This is a genomic window from Collinsella sp. LCP21S3_A3, assembly GCF_052118905.1.
Taxonomy (GTDB): Bacteria; Actinomycetota; Coriobacteriia; order Coriobacteriales; family Coriobacteriaceae; genus Collinsella.
This window is the reverse complement of sequence record NZ_JBQKGH010000012.1, coordinates 35583-54650: the sequence shown is the minus strand read 5'-3', so window position 1 is coordinate 54650 and position 19068 is coordinate 35583. Positions and strand designations below refer to the sequence as shown.

Annotated in this window: 17 protein-coding genes; 16 read left to right on the top strand and 1 reads right to left on the bottom strand. The window is 60.5% G+C overall.

What is annotated here, in order from left to right; all coding sequences use genetic code 11:
* Positions 1 to 275 precede the first annotated feature (275 nt).
* The 5 genes from carA (at position 276) to ACTQ0H_RS07150 (ending at position 7575) form a co-directional block, all read left to right on the top strand.
* On the top strand, positions 276 to 1721 hold the full coding sequence (gene carA / locus ACTQ0H_RS07170) for a glutamine-hydrolyzing carbamoyl-phosphate synthase small subunit (protein ID WP_441538494.1): 1446 nt from the start codon (positions 276 to 278) through the stop codon (positions 1719 to 1721).
* A 1-nt stretch (position 1722) separates the two neighbouring features.
* A complete protein-coding gene (gene carB / locus ACTQ0H_RS07165; protein ID WP_441538492.1) occupies positions 1723 to 5037 on the top strand; it encodes a carbamoyl-phosphate synthase large subunit in 3315 nt (1104 codons plus the stop codon).
* A 472-nt stretch (positions 5038 to 5509) separates the two neighbouring features.
* On the top strand, positions 5510 to 5974 hold the full coding sequence (gene purE, locus ACTQ0H_RS07160; RefSeq protein ID WP_154516732.1) for a 5-(carboxyamino)imidazole ribonucleotide mutase: 465 nt from the start codon (positions 5510 to 5512) through the stop codon (positions 5972 to 5974).
* A gap of 36 nt (positions 5975 to 6010) precedes the next feature.
* A complete protein-coding gene (locus ACTQ0H_RS07155; RefSeq protein WP_441538490.1) occupies positions 6011 to 7015 on the top strand; it encodes a class B sortase in 1005 nt (334 codons plus the stop codon).
* Between the two features lie 143 nt (positions 7016 to 7158).
* Positions 7159 to 7575, top strand: coding sequence for a molybdenum cofactor biosynthesis protein MoaE (locus ACTQ0H_RS07150; protein ID WP_441538488.1), 417 nt, complete (start codon positions 7159 to 7161; stop codon positions 7573 to 7575).
* A gap of 106 nt (positions 7576 to 7681) precedes the next feature.
* Here the strand turns inward: ACTQ0H_RS07150 and ACTQ0H_RS07145 are convergent, their stop codons facing one another.
* Positions 7682 to 8911 carry a putative ABC transporter permease gene (locus ACTQ0H_RS07145; protein ID WP_148331752.1) on the bottom strand — a complete coding sequence of 410 codons (1230 nt, stop codon included), beginning with the start codon at positions 8909 to 8911 and terminating at the stop codon, positions 7682 to 7684.
* Between the two features lie 296 nt (positions 8912 to 9207).
* On the opposite strand from ACTQ0H_RS07145, the gene ACTQ0H_RS07140 reads away from it, so the two are divergent.
* The 11 genes from ACTQ0H_RS07140 (at position 9208) to ACTQ0H_RS07090 (ending at position 19066) form a co-directional block, all read left to right on the top strand.
* A complete protein-coding gene (locus tag ACTQ0H_RS07140) occupies positions 9208 to 10878 on the top strand; it encodes an amidophosphoribosyltransferase (protein ID WP_441048755.1) in 1671 nt (556 codons plus the stop codon).
* 156 nt (positions 10879 to 11034) lie between these two features.
* Entirely contained in the window at positions 11035 to 12138 is a 1104-nt protein-coding gene (purM, locus tag ACTQ0H_RS07135) for a phosphoribosylformylglycinamidine cyclo-ligase (protein WP_441538486.1), read from the top strand.
* On the top strand, positions 12128 to 12835 hold the full coding sequence (purN, locus tag ACTQ0H_RS07130; protein ID WP_441538484.1) for a phosphoribosylglycinamide formyltransferase: 708 nt from the start codon (positions 12128 to 12130) through the stop codon (positions 12833 to 12835). Before purM ends, purN begins: the two co-directional genes overlap by 11 nt.
* A 233-nt stretch (positions 12836 to 13068) precedes the next feature.
* Positions 13069 to 13413: a type II toxin-antitoxin system RelB/DinJ family antitoxin gene (locus ACTQ0H_RS07125; protein WP_427795604.1), complete on the top strand. Its 345-nt coding sequence runs from the start codon at positions 13069 to 13071 to the stop codon at positions 13411 to 13413.
* Positions 13410 to 13877: a PIN domain-containing protein gene (locus tag ACTQ0H_RS07120; RefSeq protein WP_441538482.1), complete on the top strand. Its 468-nt coding sequence runs from the start codon at positions 13410 to 13412 to the stop codon at positions 13875 to 13877. Before ACTQ0H_RS07125 ends, ACTQ0H_RS07120 begins: the two co-directional genes overlap by 4 nt.
* 65 nt (positions 13878 to 13942) lie before the next feature.
* Entirely contained in the window at positions 13943 to 14410 is a 468-nt protein-coding gene (locus ACTQ0H_RS07115) for a PTS sugar transporter subunit IIA (RefSeq protein WP_441538480.1), read from the top strand.
* Positions 14411 to 14589: 179 nt separating this feature from the next.
* Entirely contained in the window at positions 14590 to 15813 is a 1224-nt protein-coding gene (locus tag ACTQ0H_RS07110; RefSeq protein WP_441538478.1) for a peptidylprolyl isomerase, read from the top strand.
* 54 nt (positions 15814 to 15867) lie between these two features.
* A complete protein-coding gene (locus tag ACTQ0H_RS07105; RefSeq protein ID WP_427795123.1) occupies positions 15868 to 16311 on the top strand; it encodes a GatB/YqeY domain-containing protein in 444 nt (147 codons plus the stop codon).
* A gap of 367 nt (positions 16312 to 16678) precedes the next feature.
* The gene (locus ACTQ0H_RS07100) at positions 16679 to 17410 is read left to right on the top strand and encodes an amino acid ABC transporter ATP-binding protein (protein ID WP_055251548.1); all 732 of its coding nucleotides are present in this window, start codon (positions 16679 to 16681) and stop codon (positions 17408 to 17410) included.
* An 8-nt stretch (positions 17411 to 17418) separates the two neighbouring features.
* A complete protein-coding gene (locus tag ACTQ0H_RS07095; RefSeq protein ID WP_441538476.1) occupies positions 17419 to 18294 on the top strand; it encodes a transporter substrate-binding domain-containing protein in 876 nt (291 codons plus the stop codon).
* A gap of 25 nt (positions 18295 to 18319) precedes the next feature.
* Positions 18320 to 19066, top strand: a complete 747-nt coding sequence (locus ACTQ0H_RS07090) for an amino acid ABC transporter permease (protein WP_427728857.1) — start codon at positions 18320 to 18322, stop codon at positions 19064 to 19066.
* Positions 19067 to 19068: the final 2 nt, after the last annotated feature.

Sequence of the window (19068 nt, the reverse complement as noted above, 5' to 3'; positions counted from 1 at the left end):
TCCGAGAGGGCGGGATGCCGTTCGAGATGAGGGTCAAGACGCCGGCGCCCGACGAGGAGACGGCGAGTTAGCCGGCAGGTCGGCATGTCAATCCTGGTCTAACAGAGCCTTTTTTAATCCCCGTCCCAGAAAAATCATTATGCATAAGAAGTCATAATTATCATTTTGTAAACAATTCTATGTAATTAACGCCATACGGCATACTTACGGTTAGAATACCACGAGGCCTAACTACACACCTTTAAGCCGGTCCCGAGAGACCGGGAAGGAGAACTATGGCGAACAACCATATTGCGGGCGCTGCCGCCCGCACCATCGCGCCCAGCGAACTGTGCCAGCGCATGCTGGCCAAAACTAGCAAGGGTGCTTGCGGTCCCTGCATCCTGTACCTTGAGGATGGGACCATTTTTTATGGCCGTGCATGTGGTGCCGAGGGCACCGCGACCGGCGAAGTCTGCTTCAATACCTCACTCGAGGGTTACTTTGAGGTTATGACCGACCCGAGCTATGCTGGCCAGATCGTTACCATGACCTATCCGCAGATTGGCAACTATGGCATCGACGAGACCGATGTCCAGTCCGCCTTCCCCGGCGATGACGTACGCCCTGCGAGTGCTCCCGCCATGCGCGGCATGATCGTGCGCGACATGTGTGCCACGCCTTCTAACTGGCGCTCGGCCGTCAGCGTGCCAGAGTACCTGCGCGCACACGGCATCGTCGCTATCGAGGGCGTCGACACCCGAGCCCTGGTGCGCCACCTGCGCGACAATGGCTCCAAGATGGGCATTATCTCGACCGAGGTCCTCGACATCGACGAGCTTGCCGAGCGCTTGGCCTCTGCTCCCACGCTGGTGGGGGAGAACCTGGTCAAGACCGTGAGCTGCCCTGCGCCCCATCCGTTCGCCGGAAGCGATCTGCCTGCCGAGCATGGCTTTGCGCTTGCGGCCCCCGCTCCCGCCCGCCACAACGTGGTCGCGTACGACTGCGGTGTCAAGCGTGGCATCCTGGAGGGTCTGGTCCGTGCTGGCTGCGCCCTCACCGTCGTGCCATGGGATACACCCGCGCGTCAGGTACTCGACATGAATCCCGATGGCGTCTTTTTGTCCAACGGTCCCGGCGACCCCGATGCCGTGGTAGAGACCTACGAGCAGGTGCAGCAGCTGATCGGCAAGGTGCCCGTCTTTGGCATTTGCTTAGGTCACCAGATGATCAGCTTGGCATGCGGTGCCCAGATGGAAAAGCTCAAATTCGGTCACCGTGGCGGTAACCAGCCGGTTATGAATCTGGTCAGCCGCCGCGTGGAAATTACCGCGCAAAACCATGGCTTTGGCCTGCTGTTCCCCAGCTTGGGCAAGCTTGTCCCCGAACTTTCGGGCGGCGAGACCGAGCATGCGGCCGACGGCGATCTGCGCGTCTGGGTGCGCCGTGGTATCGCGCCCGTCGTGATGAACGAGCGCTTTGGCCGCATTCGCCTGACGCACGTGAACCTCAACGACGGCACCGCCGAGGGCATTCAGCTGCTCGACGCCCCGTGCTTCTCGGTCCAGTACCACCCCGAGGCCTCGCCCGGCCCCACCGATGCCCACTATCTCTTTACCGCCTTTACGCGACTCATGGACGGCGAGGAGAACTACCTGGACATCGACACCGCGAAGGACCGCCTGCAGGGCTGGAACTTTGCCGACAATGGTTCCGCCACGACCGAGACCGAGGAGAACTAACATGCCTAAGCGTACTGACATCAAGCGTATCCTCGTCATTGGTTCGGGTCCCATCGTCATTGGCCAGGCCTGCGAGTTCGATTACTCCGGCGCCCAGGCCTGCAAGGTGCTCAAGGAGGATGGCTTTGAGGTCATCCTGGTCAACTCCAACCCGGCGACCATCATGACCGACCCGGGCCTGGCCGACCGCACCTATGTCGAGCCCATCACCGCCGAATTTATCGAGCGCGTGATCAAGAAGGAGCGCCCGGACGCGCTGCTGCCCACGCTGGGCGGCCAGACCGGTCTGAACGCCGCCGTCGAGCTGGCAAAGGACGGCACGCTCGACCAGTACGGCGTCGAGATGATCGGCTGCGACCTTGCCGCCATCGAGCGCGGCGAGGACCGCAAGCTCTTTAACGAGGCCATGGCCGAGATCGGCCTGGAGGTCGCGCGCTCGGGCTATGCCTACAGCGTGGCCGACGCCGAGGCCATCGCCGAGCGCGTGGGATATCCCTGCGTGCTGCGCCCGAGCTTTACCCTGGGCGGCGCCGGCGGCGGCATCGCGCACACCCACGAGGAGCTCGTCTCCATCGTGAGCCAGGGCCTTGAGCTTTCGCCCGCCCACGAGGTACTGGTCGAGGAGTCCATCGAGGGTTGGAAAGAGTACGAGATGGAGGTCATGCGCGACCACGCCGGCAACGGCATCATCGTGTGCTCCATCGAGAACCTCGACCCCATGGGCGTGCATACCGGCGACTCCATCACCGTGGCGCCGGCGCAGACCCTCTCCGACCTTGAGTATCAGCGCATGCGTGTCGCCTCGCTCGCCATTCTGGAGAAGATCGGCGTCGAGACCGGTGGCTCCAACGTGCAGTTTGCCGTGAACCCGCAGACCGGTCGCCTGATCGTCATCGAGATGAACCCGCGCGTGAGCCGTTCGTCCGCACTGGCCTCCAAGGCCACGGGCTTCCCCATCGCCAAGGTCGCCGCTCGCCTGGCCGTGGGCTACACGCTCGACGAGATCGTCAACGACATCACCAAAGCCACGCCTGCCTGCTTTGAGCCCACGATCGACTACTGTGTGGTCAAGGTGCCGCGCTTTGCCTTTGAGAAGTTCAAGGGTACCGACCCCACGCTCACAACGCGCATGAAAGCCGTGGGCGAGATCATGGCGATCGGCCGCACCTTTGAGGAGGCCTTTGGCAAGGCCATGCGCTCGCTGGAGGACGGACATCAGGGCATTTGCGCTGGTGGCAAGGAAGGTGCCGATAAGCTGAGCGACGACGAGCTCGCTCAGGCCGTGGGCACCCCGACTGAGCACCGCATCTTCTTTGTGGTCGAGGCCCTGCGTCGTGGCTGGGATGTCGCGCGCATCCATGCCATCTGCGGCATCGATCCGTGGTATCTCAACCGTATCAACGATATGGTGCAGGTCCAGGAGAGCATTCGCGGCCTGCGCGTGGAGGACATCGACGCCGACGCGATGCGCCTGCTCAAGCAGTATGGCACGAGCGATGCCGAGATTGCCGCGCTGACCGGCTCGGACGAGCGCTTTGTTCGCGCTTACCGTAAGGGTCTGGGCGTGGTTCCCAGCATGAAGACGGTCGACACCTGCGCTGCTGAGTTCTCGAGTGCCACGGAGTATCACTACAAGACCTACGAAAACATCTACCGCACGAGCCCGGTCGCCAAGAAGTACGTTGCCCCCGACGAGACCACGCCGGCAGATAAGCCCAAGGCGATGATTCTGGGTGCCGGCCCCAACCGTATCGGCCAGGGTATCGAGTTTGACTACTGCTGCGTGCACGCAAGCTATGCGCTGGCGGCCCGTGGCTTCGAGACCATCATGGTCAACTGCAATCCCGAGACCGTCTCGACCGACTACGACACGTCCGATCGTCTGTACTTTGAGCCGCTCACCTACGAGGACGTCATGGACGTTATCGATGTTGAGCGCCCCGACGGCGTCGTGGTGACGCTCGGCGGCCAGACCCCGCTTAAGCTGGCGCGCATGCTCGAGGAGAGCGGCGTGAACATCATGGGTACTAAGCCCGATGCCATCGATTTTGCCGAGGACCGCGAGCGCTTTGCCGCCCTGCTCGACAAGCTGGGTATTATGTACCCGCCGGCGGGTCAGGCCACCTCGTTTGAGGAGGCCGAGGCCGTGGCCGCGCATATCGGCTACCCGCTGCTGGTTCGTCCGAGCTATGTGTTGGGCGGCCGCGGCATGATGATCGCCTACGATGCCAAGCATCTGCACGATTACATGGCCGAGGCTGCCCGCATTAGCCCCGACTACCCGGTGTACCTCGACCGCTTCCTGGAGGGCGCGATCGAGTCCGATGTCGATGCCCTGTGTGACGGCGAGGAGGTCTACATCGGCGGTATTCTGGAGCATATCGAGGAGGCCGGTATCCACTCCGGTGACTCCGCGACTTGCATTCCGCCGTTTAGCTTTAGCGAGAGTCTGCAGGCGAAGCTCCGCGAGACCACGCGCCGCATCGCGATGGCGCTGGGGGTTCGCGGCCTGGTCAATGTGCAGTATGCCATCAAGGGCGAGACCGTCTACGTGATCGAGGCCAACCCGCGTGCCAGCCGTACCGTGCCGTTTATCTCCAAGGCCACCGGCGTGCCGCTGGCCAAGTGCGCGGCGCGCATCATGGCGGGCGATTCCATCGCGAGCCTGGGCCTGCCGAGCGACGAGCGCCAGCTGGACTGCTTCTGCATGAAGGAAGCCGTTATGCCCTGGGGTCGTTTCCCGGGAGCCGACGTTATCCTGGGGCCCGAGATGAAGTCGACGGGCGAGGTCATGGGTGTAGCCAAGAGCTATCCCGAGGCATACGCCAAGACACAGCTGGCGATTGACTACAAACTGCCCGATCCGAGCGCTGGCAAGGTGTTCATTAGCGTGTGCGATCGCGACAAGCGCCATATCCTTTCGGTTGCCCGTATCCTGCGCTATCTGGGCTTTGACATCTGCTCTACCGAGGGTACGGCGCGCGTGCTGCGTGGAGGCAATGTGACGTGCGAGGTCGTGGAAAAGATCAGCGGCCCGCACGACGGCGAGCGCCCCAACATCGGTGACCTTATCGCCGATGGCAAGATCGCGGTGATCATCAATACGCCGTACGGCCCGGGCTCGCGCGGCGACGGCTATCTGTTGCGCACCGAGGCGGTGCGCCGCGGCGTGACCTGCGTGACGGCGATGTCTGCCGCCAACACCTACGTGAGTGCTATCGAGGCGGTGCGCGAGGACCAGCAGGGCCACGGCAGCGCCAACGACATGGGCATGGACGTCATCGCCCTGCAGGACCTGCCGCAGTACACGGTGTAATGTGACCTGGTCGGGGGGGGGGGGGGGGGGGGGGGGGGGGGGGGGGGGGGGGGGGGGGGGGGGGGGGGGGGGGGGGGGGGGGGGCGCGGGCCGCGCCGCCCCCCCCCCCCCCCCCCCCCCCCCCCCGGCCTGCGGTGACTTTGCTGCACCGTGTGCTGTCGAAGGGACTTTGCGCGATGACTAGGGCTAAATGAAAAGTGAGTGTGGGCGCCGCCGTTCATTCGAACGGCGGCGCCCACGTTAATATTTCAGCCAACGTACGTCATGGCAATCCCCGGTAGGTCCCCGGGTGCCCCGCGGCGGGCTGGGTTATTTAGCTGAGCGACTTTGCGTAGCAACCGGAGTGAAGATGAAAACACCGGGCCGCCGCAGAGCACCAACAGACCGCAGGGACGGGAGCAGCTATACTACTCTCAGTAGTTAAGGGTCGCGGATTGGCCGCGTCACCGCTCTCAACAGGAGGTCTTTGTTTATGGCAGATCAAAAGCCGGTTGTCGGGATCATCATGGGTTCCAAGTCCGATCTGGGCGTTATGGAAGGCTGCACCGCCGAGCTCGAGGCGCTCGGTGTGCCCTATGAGCTCGTGATTGCCAGCGCGCACCGTACGCCAGCGAAGGTCCACGAGTGGGCTTCGACTGCCGCCGACCGTGGCATCAAGGTGATTATCGCCGCAGCCGGCAAGGCCGCGCATCTGGGCGGTGTCGTGGCTGCCTTTACGCCGCTGCCGGTTATCGGCGTGCCTATGAAGACGAGTGATCTGGGTGGCATGGATTCGCTGCTGTCGATGGTGCAGATGCCTTCGGGCGTGCCTGTGGCATGCGTTGCCATCAACGGCGCCAAGAACGCCGCCATCTACGCCACGCAGATTCTGGGTGCTTGCGATCCCGAGTATCGCGCAATTATCGAGAAGATGAAGCAGGAGATGGCTGACGCTTAAGCGGCTTGCCGTTCCGTTGTAATCATAGGGAGAGTCATGTCCGACTATCAGGGAAAACGTTTCTCGGCTTCTCAGATCCCCGATCCATCCAAGTCGGGATCGGCCCGCTCCATGCAGCAGGGTCGGGCATCCTCTCCTCAACAGGCTCGTGCGCCGCGCCCCGTAACGCCGACGTCCCATCGCCGTCAGGATACGCCGGCTGCGTTTCGCCCCTCGTCATATGGCACGGCAAAGAAGCAGGCCCGGTCGACGAGGCAACCGAGCGGCGCTCCGTCCAGCTACACCGAGCCGCCGCGTAAGAAACGCCGCTCCATCATCCCCATTCTGCTCATCATCGTGGGCATCGGTCTGATCGTTGCCGCCGCCGCCATCTTTATCAATGCTCAGATTGGCTATAAGCAGGCAAGCGATTCGTACCAAAAGATCGAGAAGCAGTACGTGAGCGATAAGGATGCGAGCGGCGTGCCGATTGTCGATTTTGACGCTCTTGCTAAGGCAAATCCCGAGATCGTGGGATGGATTTATGTGCCGGATACCAACATCAACTATCCCGTGGTGCAGGCCAAGGACAACTCTAAATACCTCAACACGCTGTTTGACGGTACGTCCAATGCGTCGGGTGCGATTTTCTTGGACTTCGAAGATGTCGCGCCGGGCATGGTGGACCAGCAGACGACAATCTACGGCCACCATATGAACGACGGATCGATGTTTAATGTGATCTCGGACACCACCGACCAGGCGACGTTCGATAGCATCGAGTACGTGTACTACATCACGCGCGATGGCACGTATAAGCTGAGACCGCTGGCTACCAAGGTGGTTGAGGATACGTACTCCAAGGCGCGCGCGACCAACTTTGAGGGCGACGACGGGCTGACAAATTATCTGTCCGAGATGCTCGACGGTGCCTCTGCCGTGGCGAGCGATGCCACCGATCGTGCCGCTTCGGCAACCAAGGTCGTAACACTTGTGACCTGCCGCTCACTGTCATTTAGCAATACGCGCGCAGTCATGGTACTCACGCCGGTCGAGGAATAAGCGGTTCGAGAGTAGCTAATTTGGGACGGGGCTCTTTTAGCTACCCCAGTCACCTAACCCAGCAAAATCATTCTGCATACCCGGGGTAGCTAAAAGAGCCCCGTCCCAAATTAGCTACTCGACGACGGAAAAAAGGGGAAGCGATGCTTGAAAGCGGCAAATTGATGCCTTCGGTCGATGTCTGGCTGCGCGAGGCCAAGGCCGACGTCTCGGCACCGGCGTGCGGTATGTACCTGACGCATAACGGCGTGGTGCGCGCAACGCCCAAGTCTGAGGCCCGTGGTGTCAAGACCGATGGCGTGGCGCCGGGTCATAAAGTAAGCGGCATGGTGTTTGGCTACGACGCCGACAAGGTACGGTCTGCCATCGAAGCGACGCGTGCGATGCCCGGCATCGGCTATGTGCGCGTATGGCTGGCGAGCGGTGAGCTTGCCGTGGGCGATGACATCATGCTTGTACTTATTGGAGGGGATATCCGCCCGCATGTGGTCGATGCGCTGCAGTCGCTCGTCGGCACCATCAAGAACGAGTGCGTGAGCGAGGTCGAGCGCGAGGCGTAAGGCCTCGTCGGCAATCCGAGTCTGTCTATAGCGAAAGCCCGCCGGCAGTTCATGTAGATCTGCCAGCGGGCTTTGATGTGTTGGAGCTATTTTGCTCTGGCGTTTGCTACACGCGTGTGGCGTCCTTGGGGCTCATGGTCATACTCTGAAAACGGTTCTCCATATATTCGTTATCGAAATGCTTGTCATAGAACTGTGCGACGGGAATATTTCGAACGGTTCCGTTGACGCGCTGATACCAATAGTCGAGCGATTGCAACGTCATGACGCCGTCGATCAACATGACGGCGGTCAGGATGACGGTAGCAGAGTAGCGGCGTTTCCATGGAATCATATTGATGAGCTTAAGCAGGCGCGGCAGCAAGACCTTGATCCAGATGAGGCCACCCAGGCCCCACATGCAGGCAAACGGCGTGCATGTGCGTCCCCCGGTCAATACCGCGATGGGATCGGGCATGCCGAATAGCCTAATGTGTGAATAGCTCCACGACACCACGCCAAATGAGGTCTGCATAAACCAGCCTACAAATACCTCGAAAGCGCCGCCGATCAGGGCACTTACCAGGAAAATGATCAGAGGATTCTTTTTATAGAAGCGGTTGAGCGCCATGGTCATGAGCACCGCGCCAAATCCGTAGATGGGGCTAAAGGGGCCAAATAGCATACCGGCACGGTCCTGATAGACGCCGGGATCGACGACGACCATATGCCAGACTTCCTCGAGAATGAGACCTAACACGCTGCAGACGAAGAATACCCAGAACAGGTTGAAGTAGTTGAGCTTGATGTAGCCCTCGCCGGTTTCGTCGCGGCCGAGCATCCCCTCGGCGGCGGCATCGCGGTCGAGCATCTCTTGCAAACGGCGCTGCAGTTCGCGCTCCTGGCGTAGCGTGGGGTCGACGGTGGCCGACAGCGCAATGAGGATGACAAGCTGGACGGCGGGGCGCAGCAGGAAGGGTCCGATACCCTGGAGCATCACGTCAACTAAAAGCTCCACGACGGTAAATGCGATGAGGACGTAAGACAGGCGGGCGGCATTGCGCCGCTGGTCCTTGATGAGGTCCAGGCCAAAGACGATCAAGATGATCGCGCTTGCCGCCGAGAGCATAATGCCGGCGACGATAAGGCCAACCGCGACCAGGGTGTTATCACCGAGCTTAGCGGCGACGTTGCCGTTAATGAGTGCGGTGATGACCTGCCACATAAAGACGGCGACTGACGGGAGCGTGCCCACGCCAGATAGGGTGCACAGGACTGCGTAGACCTTGATGATAAGGGGGATCTTCTTGGCCTCCGTGGTGCTGGGGACACTGGGGTCGAGTTGATTTCGATCCATACGCTACCTTTCTCGTCTTGTAGTAGCCTACAAGGATACGCCGACGACCAGCTAAAAGACAGGACGAACGTCCCAATTGCAACAATGTAGCCCCTAGCGCGGGCGAGACACGGCGCACGGGAAGTCTTCGAGGCCGTTGCCCCTGAGAGTGGACTACCCAATAAAATGTTTGGCCGCAAAACGGATTATAAGCTCGGTGGGCTTTTAAAAACCGCTGTTCATGCGCGGGAGTGCTTGTCTTGCCGTGCGTATAATAGGGCAGGTAACGCCAAATAACGAGGCTCTGAGGGGATGCCATGTCTCAAGAAACCATCCGCGCGGCCGAGCGTGCTACGGGACGGCTGACGACCATGTCGACGTATGATCCGGACTCCGACCAGCTGCATGAGGAATGCGGCATCTTTGGTGTGTGGGCACCCGATCGCGACGTGGCTCGACTGACGTACTTTGGTCTGCGTGCGCTGCAGCATCGCGGCCAGGAATCGGCGGGAATCGCCGTGGGCGATGGCGGCACGGTTATGGTTCGCAAAGACCTGGGACTGCTCGATCGCGTGTTCTCCAACGCCGACCTGTCGACGCTCTCCGGCCAGTTGGCTGTGGGCCACGTGCGCTATGGCACCGCCGGCGCCAAGAGCTGGGAAGCCTCGCAGCCGCATCTTTCCACCATCAACAGCGTCATCATCGCGCTTGCGCACAACGGCACCCTGGTTAACACTGACGAGCTGCGCCGCCAGCTGATCGAGCTCGGCGTGCCGTTCCTCTCCAATTCGGATTCCGAGGTCGCGACCAAGCTCATTGGCTACTTTACCCAGTGTACGGGCCACCTGCGCGAGGGCATTCGCAAGACCATGGAGCTCGTGCGCGGCGGCTACGCCATGACGCTCATCAACGAGCAGGCACTCTACGCTTTCCGCGACCCGCATGGCATTCGTCCGCTGGTGCTGGGCAAGCTCGTGGACGAGGGCCTGGACCAGGCCGACGCCGCATCTGTTTCGCAGCTACCGTCGCAAGACGACGCCGCGAGGGTCGACGCTGCCGCTCATGTCACGCGCGCTGGCGGCTGGGTCGTTGCCTCCGAGACATGTGCACTCGATATCGTGGGCGCCGAGTATGTCCGTGATGTCCGTCCCGGCGAGATCTTGCGCATCAGTGCCGAGGGCCTGGTATCCGAGCAGGGTGTGCCCGCTGCCAAAGAGCCCGCTAACTGCATCTTTGAGCAGGTCTACTTTGCCCGCCCCGACTCCATCATGAATGGCAAGAGCGTCTACGCCTGCCGTTACGACATGGGTCGTCAGCTGGCACACGAGGAGCCCGTCGATGCCGACCTGGTCATCGGCGTGCCCGACTCCGGTCTGCCGCCTGCGGAGGGTTATTCGCGCGAGAGCGGCATTCCCTTTGGCGAGGGCCTCATCAAGAATCGCTATGTGGGCCGTACGTTTATCGAGCCCACGCAGGAGCTGCGTGCCATGGGCGTGCGCATGAAGCTCAATCCACTGCGCGACAATATCGAGGGCAAGCGCCTGGTCGTCATCGACGACTCCATCGTTCGCGGCACCACCATGGTGCAACTCGTCAAGATGCTGCGCAACGCCGGCGCCAAGGAGATTCACATCCGCATCAACTCGCCCGAGGTCATCTGGCCGTGCTTCTACGGCATCGATACCGACGTGCAGTCGCAGCTCATCAGCGCTAACAAGACGGTCGATGAGATCTGCGAGTACATTGGCGCCGATTCGCTGGCCTTCCTTTCGGTCGAGGGCCTGCTGAAGGTCATGCCCAAGGGCGGCTACTGCGATGCGTGCTTTACCGGCCGTTATCCCGTGGCGATTCCCGAGAGCTTTGGCCGCGACAAGTTTATGGAGGGCTTTAAGCCCCGCAACCTGGATAAGCCGCTGCACTTTGGCGACGACGCCGTGGTCGAGAAATACGATGACCGCAGCTGGGAAGAGAAGCACGGCGAGGCCTAGAACCTGCCATTTAGGGACAGGTTTATTTTGGTAGGTTTTACCTGCTGTTTTGTTGATTTGGCGGCGCGCACCGCTGCGGTGTGCGCCTATATGAACGCAACTATGAGCACTGTTTGGCGTCTGTGTGTCAAACGGTAGTGGGAGAGGAAGGCTCAGATGAGCGACAGCAAGCATGTGACGTATGAGGATGCCGGCGTCGATACCGCCGAGGGCGGCCGCGCCGTCGACGCTATTAAGCAAATGGTTAAGGATACCAACCGTCCCGAGGTTATCGGCGGCATCGGTGGCTTTGGCGGTCTGTTCTCGGCCGCCGCGCTTAAGGATATGGAAGACCCGATCCTGATCAGCGGTACCGACGGCGTGGGCACCAAGCTCGTCCTCGCCCAGATCATGGACCGTCACGAGACGGTGGGCCAGGACCTGGTCGCCATGTGCGTCAACGACATTTTGGCTTCGGGCGCCGAGCCGCTGTTCTTCCTGGACTATGTTGCCATCGGCCACATCGAGGCCGAGCACATGGCAAAGATCATCAAGGGCGTGGCAGACGGCTGCAAGCTCGCGGGCTGCGCGCTCGTGGGCGGCGAGATGGCCGAGCACCCGGGCGTCATGGCTCCCGCCGACTACGACCTCGCCGGCTTTACCGTGGGTGTCGTCGACCGTCCCAAGATGCTCGACCCCGCCAACGTCCGCCCCGGCGACGTGATTCTGGGCCTTCCCTCCACCGGCGTGCACTCCAACGGCTACTCGCTCGTGCGTAAAGTCATCGGCGTTGACGGCATCAAGCCGGGTACGCCCGAGGCCGCCGCTAAGGCCGAGGAGCTGAGCCGTCCGCTCGAGGAGCTCGGCGGCGCATCACTGGCAGACGCTCTGCTGGCCCCCACGCGCATCTACGTCAAGCCGATTCTTGAGCTGCTCCGCGGCGGCGCTCCGGTGCACGCCATCGCCCATATCACCGGCGGTGGCATCACCGAGAACCTTAACCGTGCGTTGGCCGAGAACGTCGACGCCGTGGTCACCCGCAATGGCGCCGAGATGGGCTGGGACATTCCGCCCGTCATCACCTATGTTTCGCACCAGGCCGAGCTTACGCCCAACGAGGCATGCAAGACCTTCAACATGGGCGTCGGCCTGTGCCTGATTGTCGCTCCCGAAGATGAGGCCGCGGTAACCGATGCCCTGGTCGCGCTGGGCGAGAAGCCGTTCCGCGTGGGCGAATGCGTCGAGGGCTCCGGTAAGGTCGTGTACTCCGATGAGCGCTAACGAGCAGACGGCTGCCGCCGAGGGCCTGGGTTTTGCGCCCTATACCCGTCCGACCGGCACCGATACCACCGAGCCGCTCAAGATCGGCGTGCTCATCAGCGGTTCGGGCACCAACCTACAGGCGTTGATCGACCTGATCGCCGCCGGCAAGCTCAATGCTTCGATCGAGCTCGTGGTGTCGAGCCGTCCTTCGGCCAAGGGCCTGCAGCGTGCAGAGCGTGCGGGTATCCAGACGCTGACGCTCTCCAAGGGTGTCTACGCCGACCCTATCGCCGCCGACGAGATTATTGCGCACGAGCTTCTCGAGCGCGGCTGCGAGTATGTGGTCATGGCTGGCTACATGCGAATGGTGCATACGCCGCTGCTGGCGGCGTTCCCCAACCGCGTTGTCAATCTGCATCCGGCGCTGCTGCCGAGCTTTACCGGTGCGCATGCGATCGACGATGCCTTTACGCGCGGCGTCAAGGTGACCGGTGTGACTGTGCATTTTGCCAACGAGATCTACGACAACGGTCCCATCATCGCCCAGCGCGCGCTGGCCGTTGAGGAAGGCTGGGACGTCGACACGCTCGAGGAGCACATCCATGCGATCGAGCACGTGCTGTATCCCGAGGTCGTGCAGATGCTCGCTGACGGCCGCGTCCACGTGTTGGAGAGCGGCAAGGTGGCAATTGATCCGGCGCGCCATCGTGCGTAAAAGGATTCGCTTGGTTTTCCTTGCAATGTAAACTATCAAAAAGCTGATTGGGGCATATGGAATCACATGTGCCCCAATCAGCTTAATACCTCTTTGATTTTGGGCTCTGGATAACGTGACGGGCACCATTCCCATTCCAAGAAATCCGATAGGGCCTCGTCCGTGTGTGGGCGGGGCCCTTTTGCGTGGCCTTTTATGTTTGCTATACTGCTAGCAAGTAGAGAGGAGCCGCTATGGGTGCAGCAACGGTGCAGCTCAACACACGAATCGATCCTATGCTCAAGGCTGGTGGCGATGCGGTCCTGACACGCAATGGATTGGGACCGAGCGATGCCGTTCGTGCGCTTTGGGCCTATCTTGTCGAGCATCAAGCGTTGCCGGGATTTATGGTGACGGATAAGCGCGAGGCACCCCGCGCGGAGAGCCTGGCTGAGCAGGGGTGTGGCCTAGCTTTTTCATCGCTGGGGCTAAGTGCTTCGGATTTTGCGCCAGTTGGATCATCTGCGGAAGACTGGGACGCCGTACGAGATGATATGTATGACACGATGATTGCCGATATTGAGGCGAATTGTCGATGATCGAGGCAAAGCGTCTCTTGGTAGATACGAACGTTTGGCTCGATTATTACCTGCAAGAGGGGGCGTTCGACGAAGCGAAGAGATTAGTTGAACTGGCCGAGGCGGGAAAGATTGACCTTCTGTACACGCCCACGACGGCAAAGGATGTGTTCTATATCCTGCCTCGGCGTCTGGCCCGGCGGAATGCGAATGGGATTAACGTGCCGTTTACCTCGGCGTCATGGGCCTGCATCGAGCACATGATGCAGGTGGCAACTGCCTCTCCGCTTTCGTTGGCAGAGTGCGAGATGGCGCGCATGCTTGGCAAGCGCATGCCGGATCTCGAAGACAACCTCATCATCGCTTCGGGCGAGACGGCAGATGTTGACTACGTGGTCACGAGCGACCGGCGCATGCTGGAGGCGATGCCCGAGGTGTGCTTGACGCCTGCCCGCGCACTCGAGATGATTGGGATCCTCGGCTAACCTTGCCTGTCTGGTTTCGCTATCATATGGGGCATTGTGAACCTCATGCAACTTTGGAGGATGGTATGGCGGATAACGCCGAGATGCTATTCGCGCCTGAGCTGGTGTTTTTTGATTGGGAGTGCGCGACGCCGGATGAGGTGTTTGCGCGGCTCGAGGGCGAGCTCGCTCCGCGCGGCTACATTGCGTCCGGTTGGCTCGATGCCGTCCGTACGCGCGAGGACATCTATCCCACAGGCCTCGCCATGCCGGCGGCCAATATTGCCATTCCGCATACCGATCCGGGGTTTGTGGCTAAGCCCTATATCGCGGTGGTGAAGCCCTCCGCGCCCGTGACGTTCAATGCTATGGCGGGCATGGGTGCCCCCGTGCCGGCGCAGATCATCATCAATCTGGGTATTGCCGAGCCGGGCGGCCAGGTCGAGGCCCTGCAAGCGCTTATGAATATCTTTATGGATGCCGACGCCGCAGCCGACGTGCTCGGTCAGACTTCGTCCCAGGGCATGGTCGACGCCATCCGCCGCCACTTCTAAGACTGGCATTTGGGGGCTGTCCCTAACTGCCGGCAGAAAAGGAGCGTCCCCAGCTGTCGGAGCTGTCCCCTTTGCACCAAAATGGTGCAGATTGACCTGTCTCCCATGCACCAGGCGTGCCGCGGGGCTGCGTTGTGACACAATGACGTTTGTTCGATTCGTGATGCGAAAGGCCAACTATGGCAAACAAGAAAAAGAACCCAGAGGCCGCACCGACGCCCGAGCAACGGTCCCGCGCTGCCTCCAGCTCTCGCAAGAAGCAGCGCAAGACCTATGTGTCCAAGACCGTCAAGATCGTTCTGGTGGTTATCGGCGTGCTGGCAATGCTGCTTTCCGTCTCGGCCATGGCGTGCTCCGGTTTGATGTCGCAGACCGAGAACAATAACTCGGGTTACAAACTGACCGGCGGCGTGGCTGCTACCGTCAACGGAACCAACCTCACCGAGGACACCGTAACCAAGCAGATCATGAGCATGCGCACGTCCTACGGATATACCAAGGACAAGGATTGGGCGCAGTATCTGGTCAATAACGACCTGACGCCCAAGAAGTACCGCAAACAGCTCATCGATTCCTATACGCAGCAGATTCTGCTCCAGCAGGCGCAGAAGGAGAACGGCGTGACGGTTTCGGACGAGGAAGTAGAGAAGGCTTGGAAGGACGCCTGCAAGAGCGCGGGGGGCGCCAAGACCTTTAAGGAGACCCTTAAGACCTACGGCTATACCGAGGACACCTACAAGGACTCGCTCAAGGAGAGCCTGGCGCAGCAGAAGCTTAAGGATGCCGTTGCTCCCACCAGCAAGCCCAAGGACAGCGAGATTGTCGATTACATTAACGAGAACCTGTCTAACTACAACGATGCCCGCCGCTCGTCGAACATCCTGATCAAGGTTGATTCCGACGCTTCCGACGAGGACAAGGCCGCCGCCAAGGCCAAGGCGCAGGAGTGCCTGGATAAGATCAACTCCGGCGAGCTGAGCTTTGAGGATGCCGTGAAGCAGTATTCCGACGACACCGGTTCCAAGGAGAAGAAGGGTGACGTGGGCTGGGATAAGCTCACCACCTTTGTCGACAGCTACCAGACGGCGCTCGAGGGCCTTAACAAGGGCGATGTGAGCGACGTGGTCGAGTCGACGTATGGCTACCACATCATCAAGTGCACCGACTACTTCCATGTCGATGGCCAGGTCGATGACATCAATCAGGTGCCCAAGGCTATTAAGAAGTACGTTTCCAATGTGGTGAAGACCCAGGCATCGGGCACGGCATACAACGAGTGGCTGGAGAAGTACACGAAGGATGCCGACATTACCGTCAACCCCATGCCCAAGGACGTGCCCTATAACGTGAGCCTGAAGGGCGTCACCAAGAGCTCGACCGACGATTCGTCGACGACTGAGTAATCAAGGGGCGGTGCTCGTGCGAGTGCCGCCCATGTTATTGAGGAGGATTTGCAGATGACCAACGAAGAGCTGCAGCAGGAAATGATTGCCGCCATGAAGGCCAAGGACAAGGTTCGCCTGTCTATCATTCGCCAGGTCAAGGCCGAGGTTAAGAACATCGAGGTCAACGAGCGCCGCGACGTGACCGAGGAAGACGTCAACAGCATGATCAAGCGTCTGATTAAGCAGACAAGCGAGACGTTGGAGATGTCCATCAAGGCCGGTACCGATCAAGATCGTACCGACAACCTGACCGAGCAGGTCAAGATTCTGGAGAGCCTGCTGCCCGCCCAGGTTTCGGGCGAGGAGCTCGAGGCTCTGATTGAGCAGGTCATCGCCGAGCTGGGCGCCACGTCCAAGAAGCAGATGGGCCAGGTTATGGGGGCGCTCGGCAAGGCCACCGGCGGCAACTTCGATAAGCCGGCCGCGGCAAAGATCGTCGGCGGCAAACTCGCGTAATTTGTTACGCGGTTTTACCAAACCGCGTAACGGCTCGACGCTGCAAACCCGTACACGCGGCAATCTGACGTTCAATTTCAAGGGCGCGACCATGAGGTCTGCGCCCTTTCATTTCACGTCACCTTGCTCGCGTGTACGGGTTTTCGCTGACTTATGCTCAACAAGGCGGTTGTATTATTTTCGGGTCTTGAGGGGTGTGGCCGTCATGGTCGCGCCCCTTTTTGGTGGGCTGGGTACTCATTTAAGTCTGTCCCCAATGAGTGGGTTAAAGGTTGCGGGTTCTTTACGGGAATGCAGTGTGGGCTGCGGAAACGTGGTTCTTTCCGTAAAATAGAGCAATTCGTGTAAGCGCAGGGAAGGGATATTCATGGCAGACATGATCGAGATCAAGCATCTCAACAAGTACTTTGGCGACCTGCATGTGCTCAAAGATATCAACCTCACCGTCAAGCGCGGCGAGAAGCTCGTAATGATCGGGCCTTCCGGCTCGGGCAAGTCCACGCTCATCCGTTGCGTCGATTATCTGGAGGAGCCCACGTCGGGCGAGGTCATCATCGACGGTACGCCGCTCACCAAGAAGAATCATCTGGAGATGGCTCGTAAGTACAGCTCCATGGTGTTTCAGCAGTTCAACCTATATCCCAACATGACGGTGCTGGGCAACCTGACACTCGCGCCCATCAAGCTGCAAAAGAAGAGTAAGGAGGAGGCGACCGAGATCGCCATCGCCGCGCTCAAGCGCGTCGGCATGGCGCATAAGGCCGGCGAGTACCCGCAGAACCTCTCGGGCGGTCAGCAGCAGCGCATCGCCATTGCCCGTGCCCTGTGCACCAAGCAGCCCATCATCCTGTTTGACGAGCCGACCTCGGCACTCGACCCCGAGATGGTCCAGGAAGTCCTGGACGTTATGATCGAGCTCGCGCAGGAGGATATCACCATGATCTGCGTGACGCACGAGATGGGCTTTGCGCGCCAGGTGGCCGACCGCGTCATCTTTATGGAGGACGGCCGCATCCTGGAGGAGGGCACACCCGAGCACTTCTTCGATAACCCCGAGAACCCGCGCTGCCGCGAGTTTCTGTCCAAGATTCTGCACTAGGCGCGGTGATGGACATGACGGATATGACGAGGGCGGCCGTGTCGCGCCGCCACTTTTTGCAGCTGGCGGGCGCCGGTATGCTCGCGCTGACGGGGACCGCGCTTACCGGTTGCGGCAACTCCACCGGCGGTGAGGACTCCGACAAGGGGTCTAAGCTTGCGGCCATCAAGTCGCGTGGCCATCTGAATGCCGGCGTTAAGAAGGACGTTCCTGGCTACGGCTATTACGACACCGCCAAGGGCCGCTTTGAGGGCATGGAGGTCGATTTGTGCTACCAGATCGCCGCTGCCGTCTTTGGCGTGAGCTACAAGGAGGCCCGTGCCCAGGAGCTTGTCGAGTTTACTGACGTAACGCCCAAGACGCGCGGCCCGCTGATCGATAACGGCCAGCTCGACGTGGTCGCGGCGACCTACACCATCACCGACGAGCGCAAGAAGAGCTGGGATTTCTCGACGCCGTACCGTACCGACTACGTGGGACTCATGGTCAAGAAGCGTTCGGGCTTTACCTCGATTGAGGACCTGGACGGCAAGGTCATTGGCGTGAGCCAGGGTGCCACCACGCAGGGCCTGATCGAGCAGATGATCAAGGACAACGGCTTTAGCTGCGAGCCCGAGTTTAGGGCCTTTAGCGGCTACCCCATTATCAAGAGTTCGCTCGATGCCGGCAATATCGACGTCTTTGCCATGGACCGCTCCACGCTGGCCGGTTACATGAACGAGACCGTTGAGCTGCTGCAACCCGAGGTCAAGTTTGGCGAGCAGGGCTACGGCGTGGCGACCAAGAAGGGCTGTGATCTTTCGGCCGTGGTCGATCAGGTGATATGCGATCGCCTGGCCGACGGCTGGCTCGACCAAGAGGTTAAGACCTGGGGTCTTGTATAGGCGCATCGTCCAAGGAAGGAATCAAATGCTCGAAGGATTGTTTGACGCCGACCGCTGGTCGACGACATTCCAAAACATGGGGCCCTTCTGGGAGGGCTTTGGCGTGACGCTGCAGGTGGTCGTTGCCGGTCTGCTGCTGTCGCTGGTGCTGGGCACGCTGCTGGGCGTGTTCTCTACCACTCGTTCTCGCGTTCTGCGCGCCATAAGCCGCGTGTACGTGGAGTTTTACCAGAACACCCCGCTGCCCGTGCAGGTGCTCTTTATGTACATGGCCGGTCCGCAGTTTTTGCAGGCCATAACCGGTGCCGACCAGCCGGTGCGTATCGCGCCGTTTGTGCTGGGCTTCTTGGGCGTGGGCCTGTATCACGCTGCCTACATTTCGGAGGTCATCCGCACCGGTATCGAGGCCGTTCCGCGTGGCCAGATGGAGGCGGCCCAGAGCCAGGGCTTCACCCGTGCGCAGGCATACTGCTACATCGTGCTGCCCCAGACGTTCAAGATCATTCTGCCGCCGTTGTGTAACCAGGCACTCAACCTGGTCAAAAACACGTCGGTGCTGGCGCTTGTGGCCGGCGGCGACCTTATGTACCGTTCCGACAACTTTGTGAGTCTGTACGGTTACCTGCAGGGATACATCGTCTGCTGCCTTATGTATTTCATCATCTGCTTTCCGCTCGCCATGCTGGTGCAGTGGCTCGAGCGCCGCTCCAAGGAGCGCCCGCGCGGCATGAGCCTGGCCGAGCTGGGGCTCGACAACGTAGAGGAGGCCTAGCG

Excerpts from the sequence above, each read along its gene's own strand:
- carA (WP_441538494.1), top strand. The coding sequence starts at position 276 with ATGGCGAACAACCATATTGCGGGCGCTGCCGCCCGCACCATCGCGCCC.
- carB (WP_441538492.1), top strand. The coding sequence starts at position 1,723 with ATGCCTAAGCGTACTGACATCAAGCGTATCCTCGTCATTGGTTCGGGT.
- purE (WP_154516732.1), top strand. The coding sequence starts at position 5,510 with ATGGCAGATCAAAAGCCGGTTGTCGGGATCATCATGGGTTCCAAGTCC.
- ACTQ0H_RS07155 (WP_441538490.1), top strand. The coding sequence starts at position 6,011 with ATGTCCGACTATCAGGGAAAACGTTTCTCGGCTTCTCAGATCCCCGAT.
- ACTQ0H_RS07150 (WP_441538488.1), top strand. The coding sequence starts at position 7,159 with ATGCTTGAAAGCGGCAAATTGATGCCTTCGGTCGATGTCTGGCTGCGC.
- ACTQ0H_RS07145 (WP_148331752.1), bottom strand. The coding sequence starts at position 8,911 with ATGGATCGAAATCAACTCGACCCCAGTGTCCCCAGCACCACGGAGGCC.
- ACTQ0H_RS07140 (WP_441048755.1), top strand. The coding sequence starts at position 9,208 with ATGTCTCAAGAAACCATCCGCGCGGCCGAGCGTGCTACGGGACGGCTG.
- purM (WP_441538486.1), top strand. The coding sequence starts at position 11,035 with ATGAGCGACAGCAAGCATGTGACGTATGAGGATGCCGGCGTCGATACC.
- purN (WP_441538484.1), top strand. The coding sequence starts at position 12,128 with ATGAGCGCTAACGAGCAGACGGCTGCCGCCGAGGGCCTGGGTTTTGCG.
- ACTQ0H_RS07125 (WP_427795604.1), top strand. The coding sequence starts at position 13,069 with ATGGGTGCAGCAACGGTGCAGCTCAACACACGAATCGATCCTATGCTC.
- ACTQ0H_RS07120 (WP_441538482.1), top strand. The coding sequence starts at position 13,410 with ATGATCGAGGCAAAGCGTCTCTTGGTAGATACGAACGTTTGGCTCGAT.
- ACTQ0H_RS07115 (WP_441538480.1), top strand. The coding sequence starts at position 13,943 with ATGGCGGATAACGCCGAGATGCTATTCGCGCCTGAGCTGGTGTTTTTT.
- ACTQ0H_RS07110 (WP_441538478.1), top strand. The coding sequence starts at position 14,590 with ATGGCAAACAAGAAAAAGAACCCAGAGGCCGCACCGACGCCCGAGCAA.
- ACTQ0H_RS07105 (WP_427795123.1), top strand. The coding sequence starts at position 15,868 with ATGACCAACGAAGAGCTGCAGCAGGAAATGATTGCCGCCATGAAGGCC.
- ACTQ0H_RS07100 (WP_055251548.1), top strand. The coding sequence starts at position 16,679 with ATGGCAGACATGATCGAGATCAAGCATCTCAACAAGTACTTTGGCGAC.
- ACTQ0H_RS07095 (WP_441538476.1), top strand. The coding sequence starts at position 17,419 with ATGGACATGACGGATATGACGAGGGCGGCCGTGTCGCGCCGCCACTTT.
- ACTQ0H_RS07090 (WP_427728857.1), top strand. The coding sequence starts at position 18,320 with ATGCTCGAAGGATTGTTTGACGCCGACCGCTGGTCGACGACATTCCAA.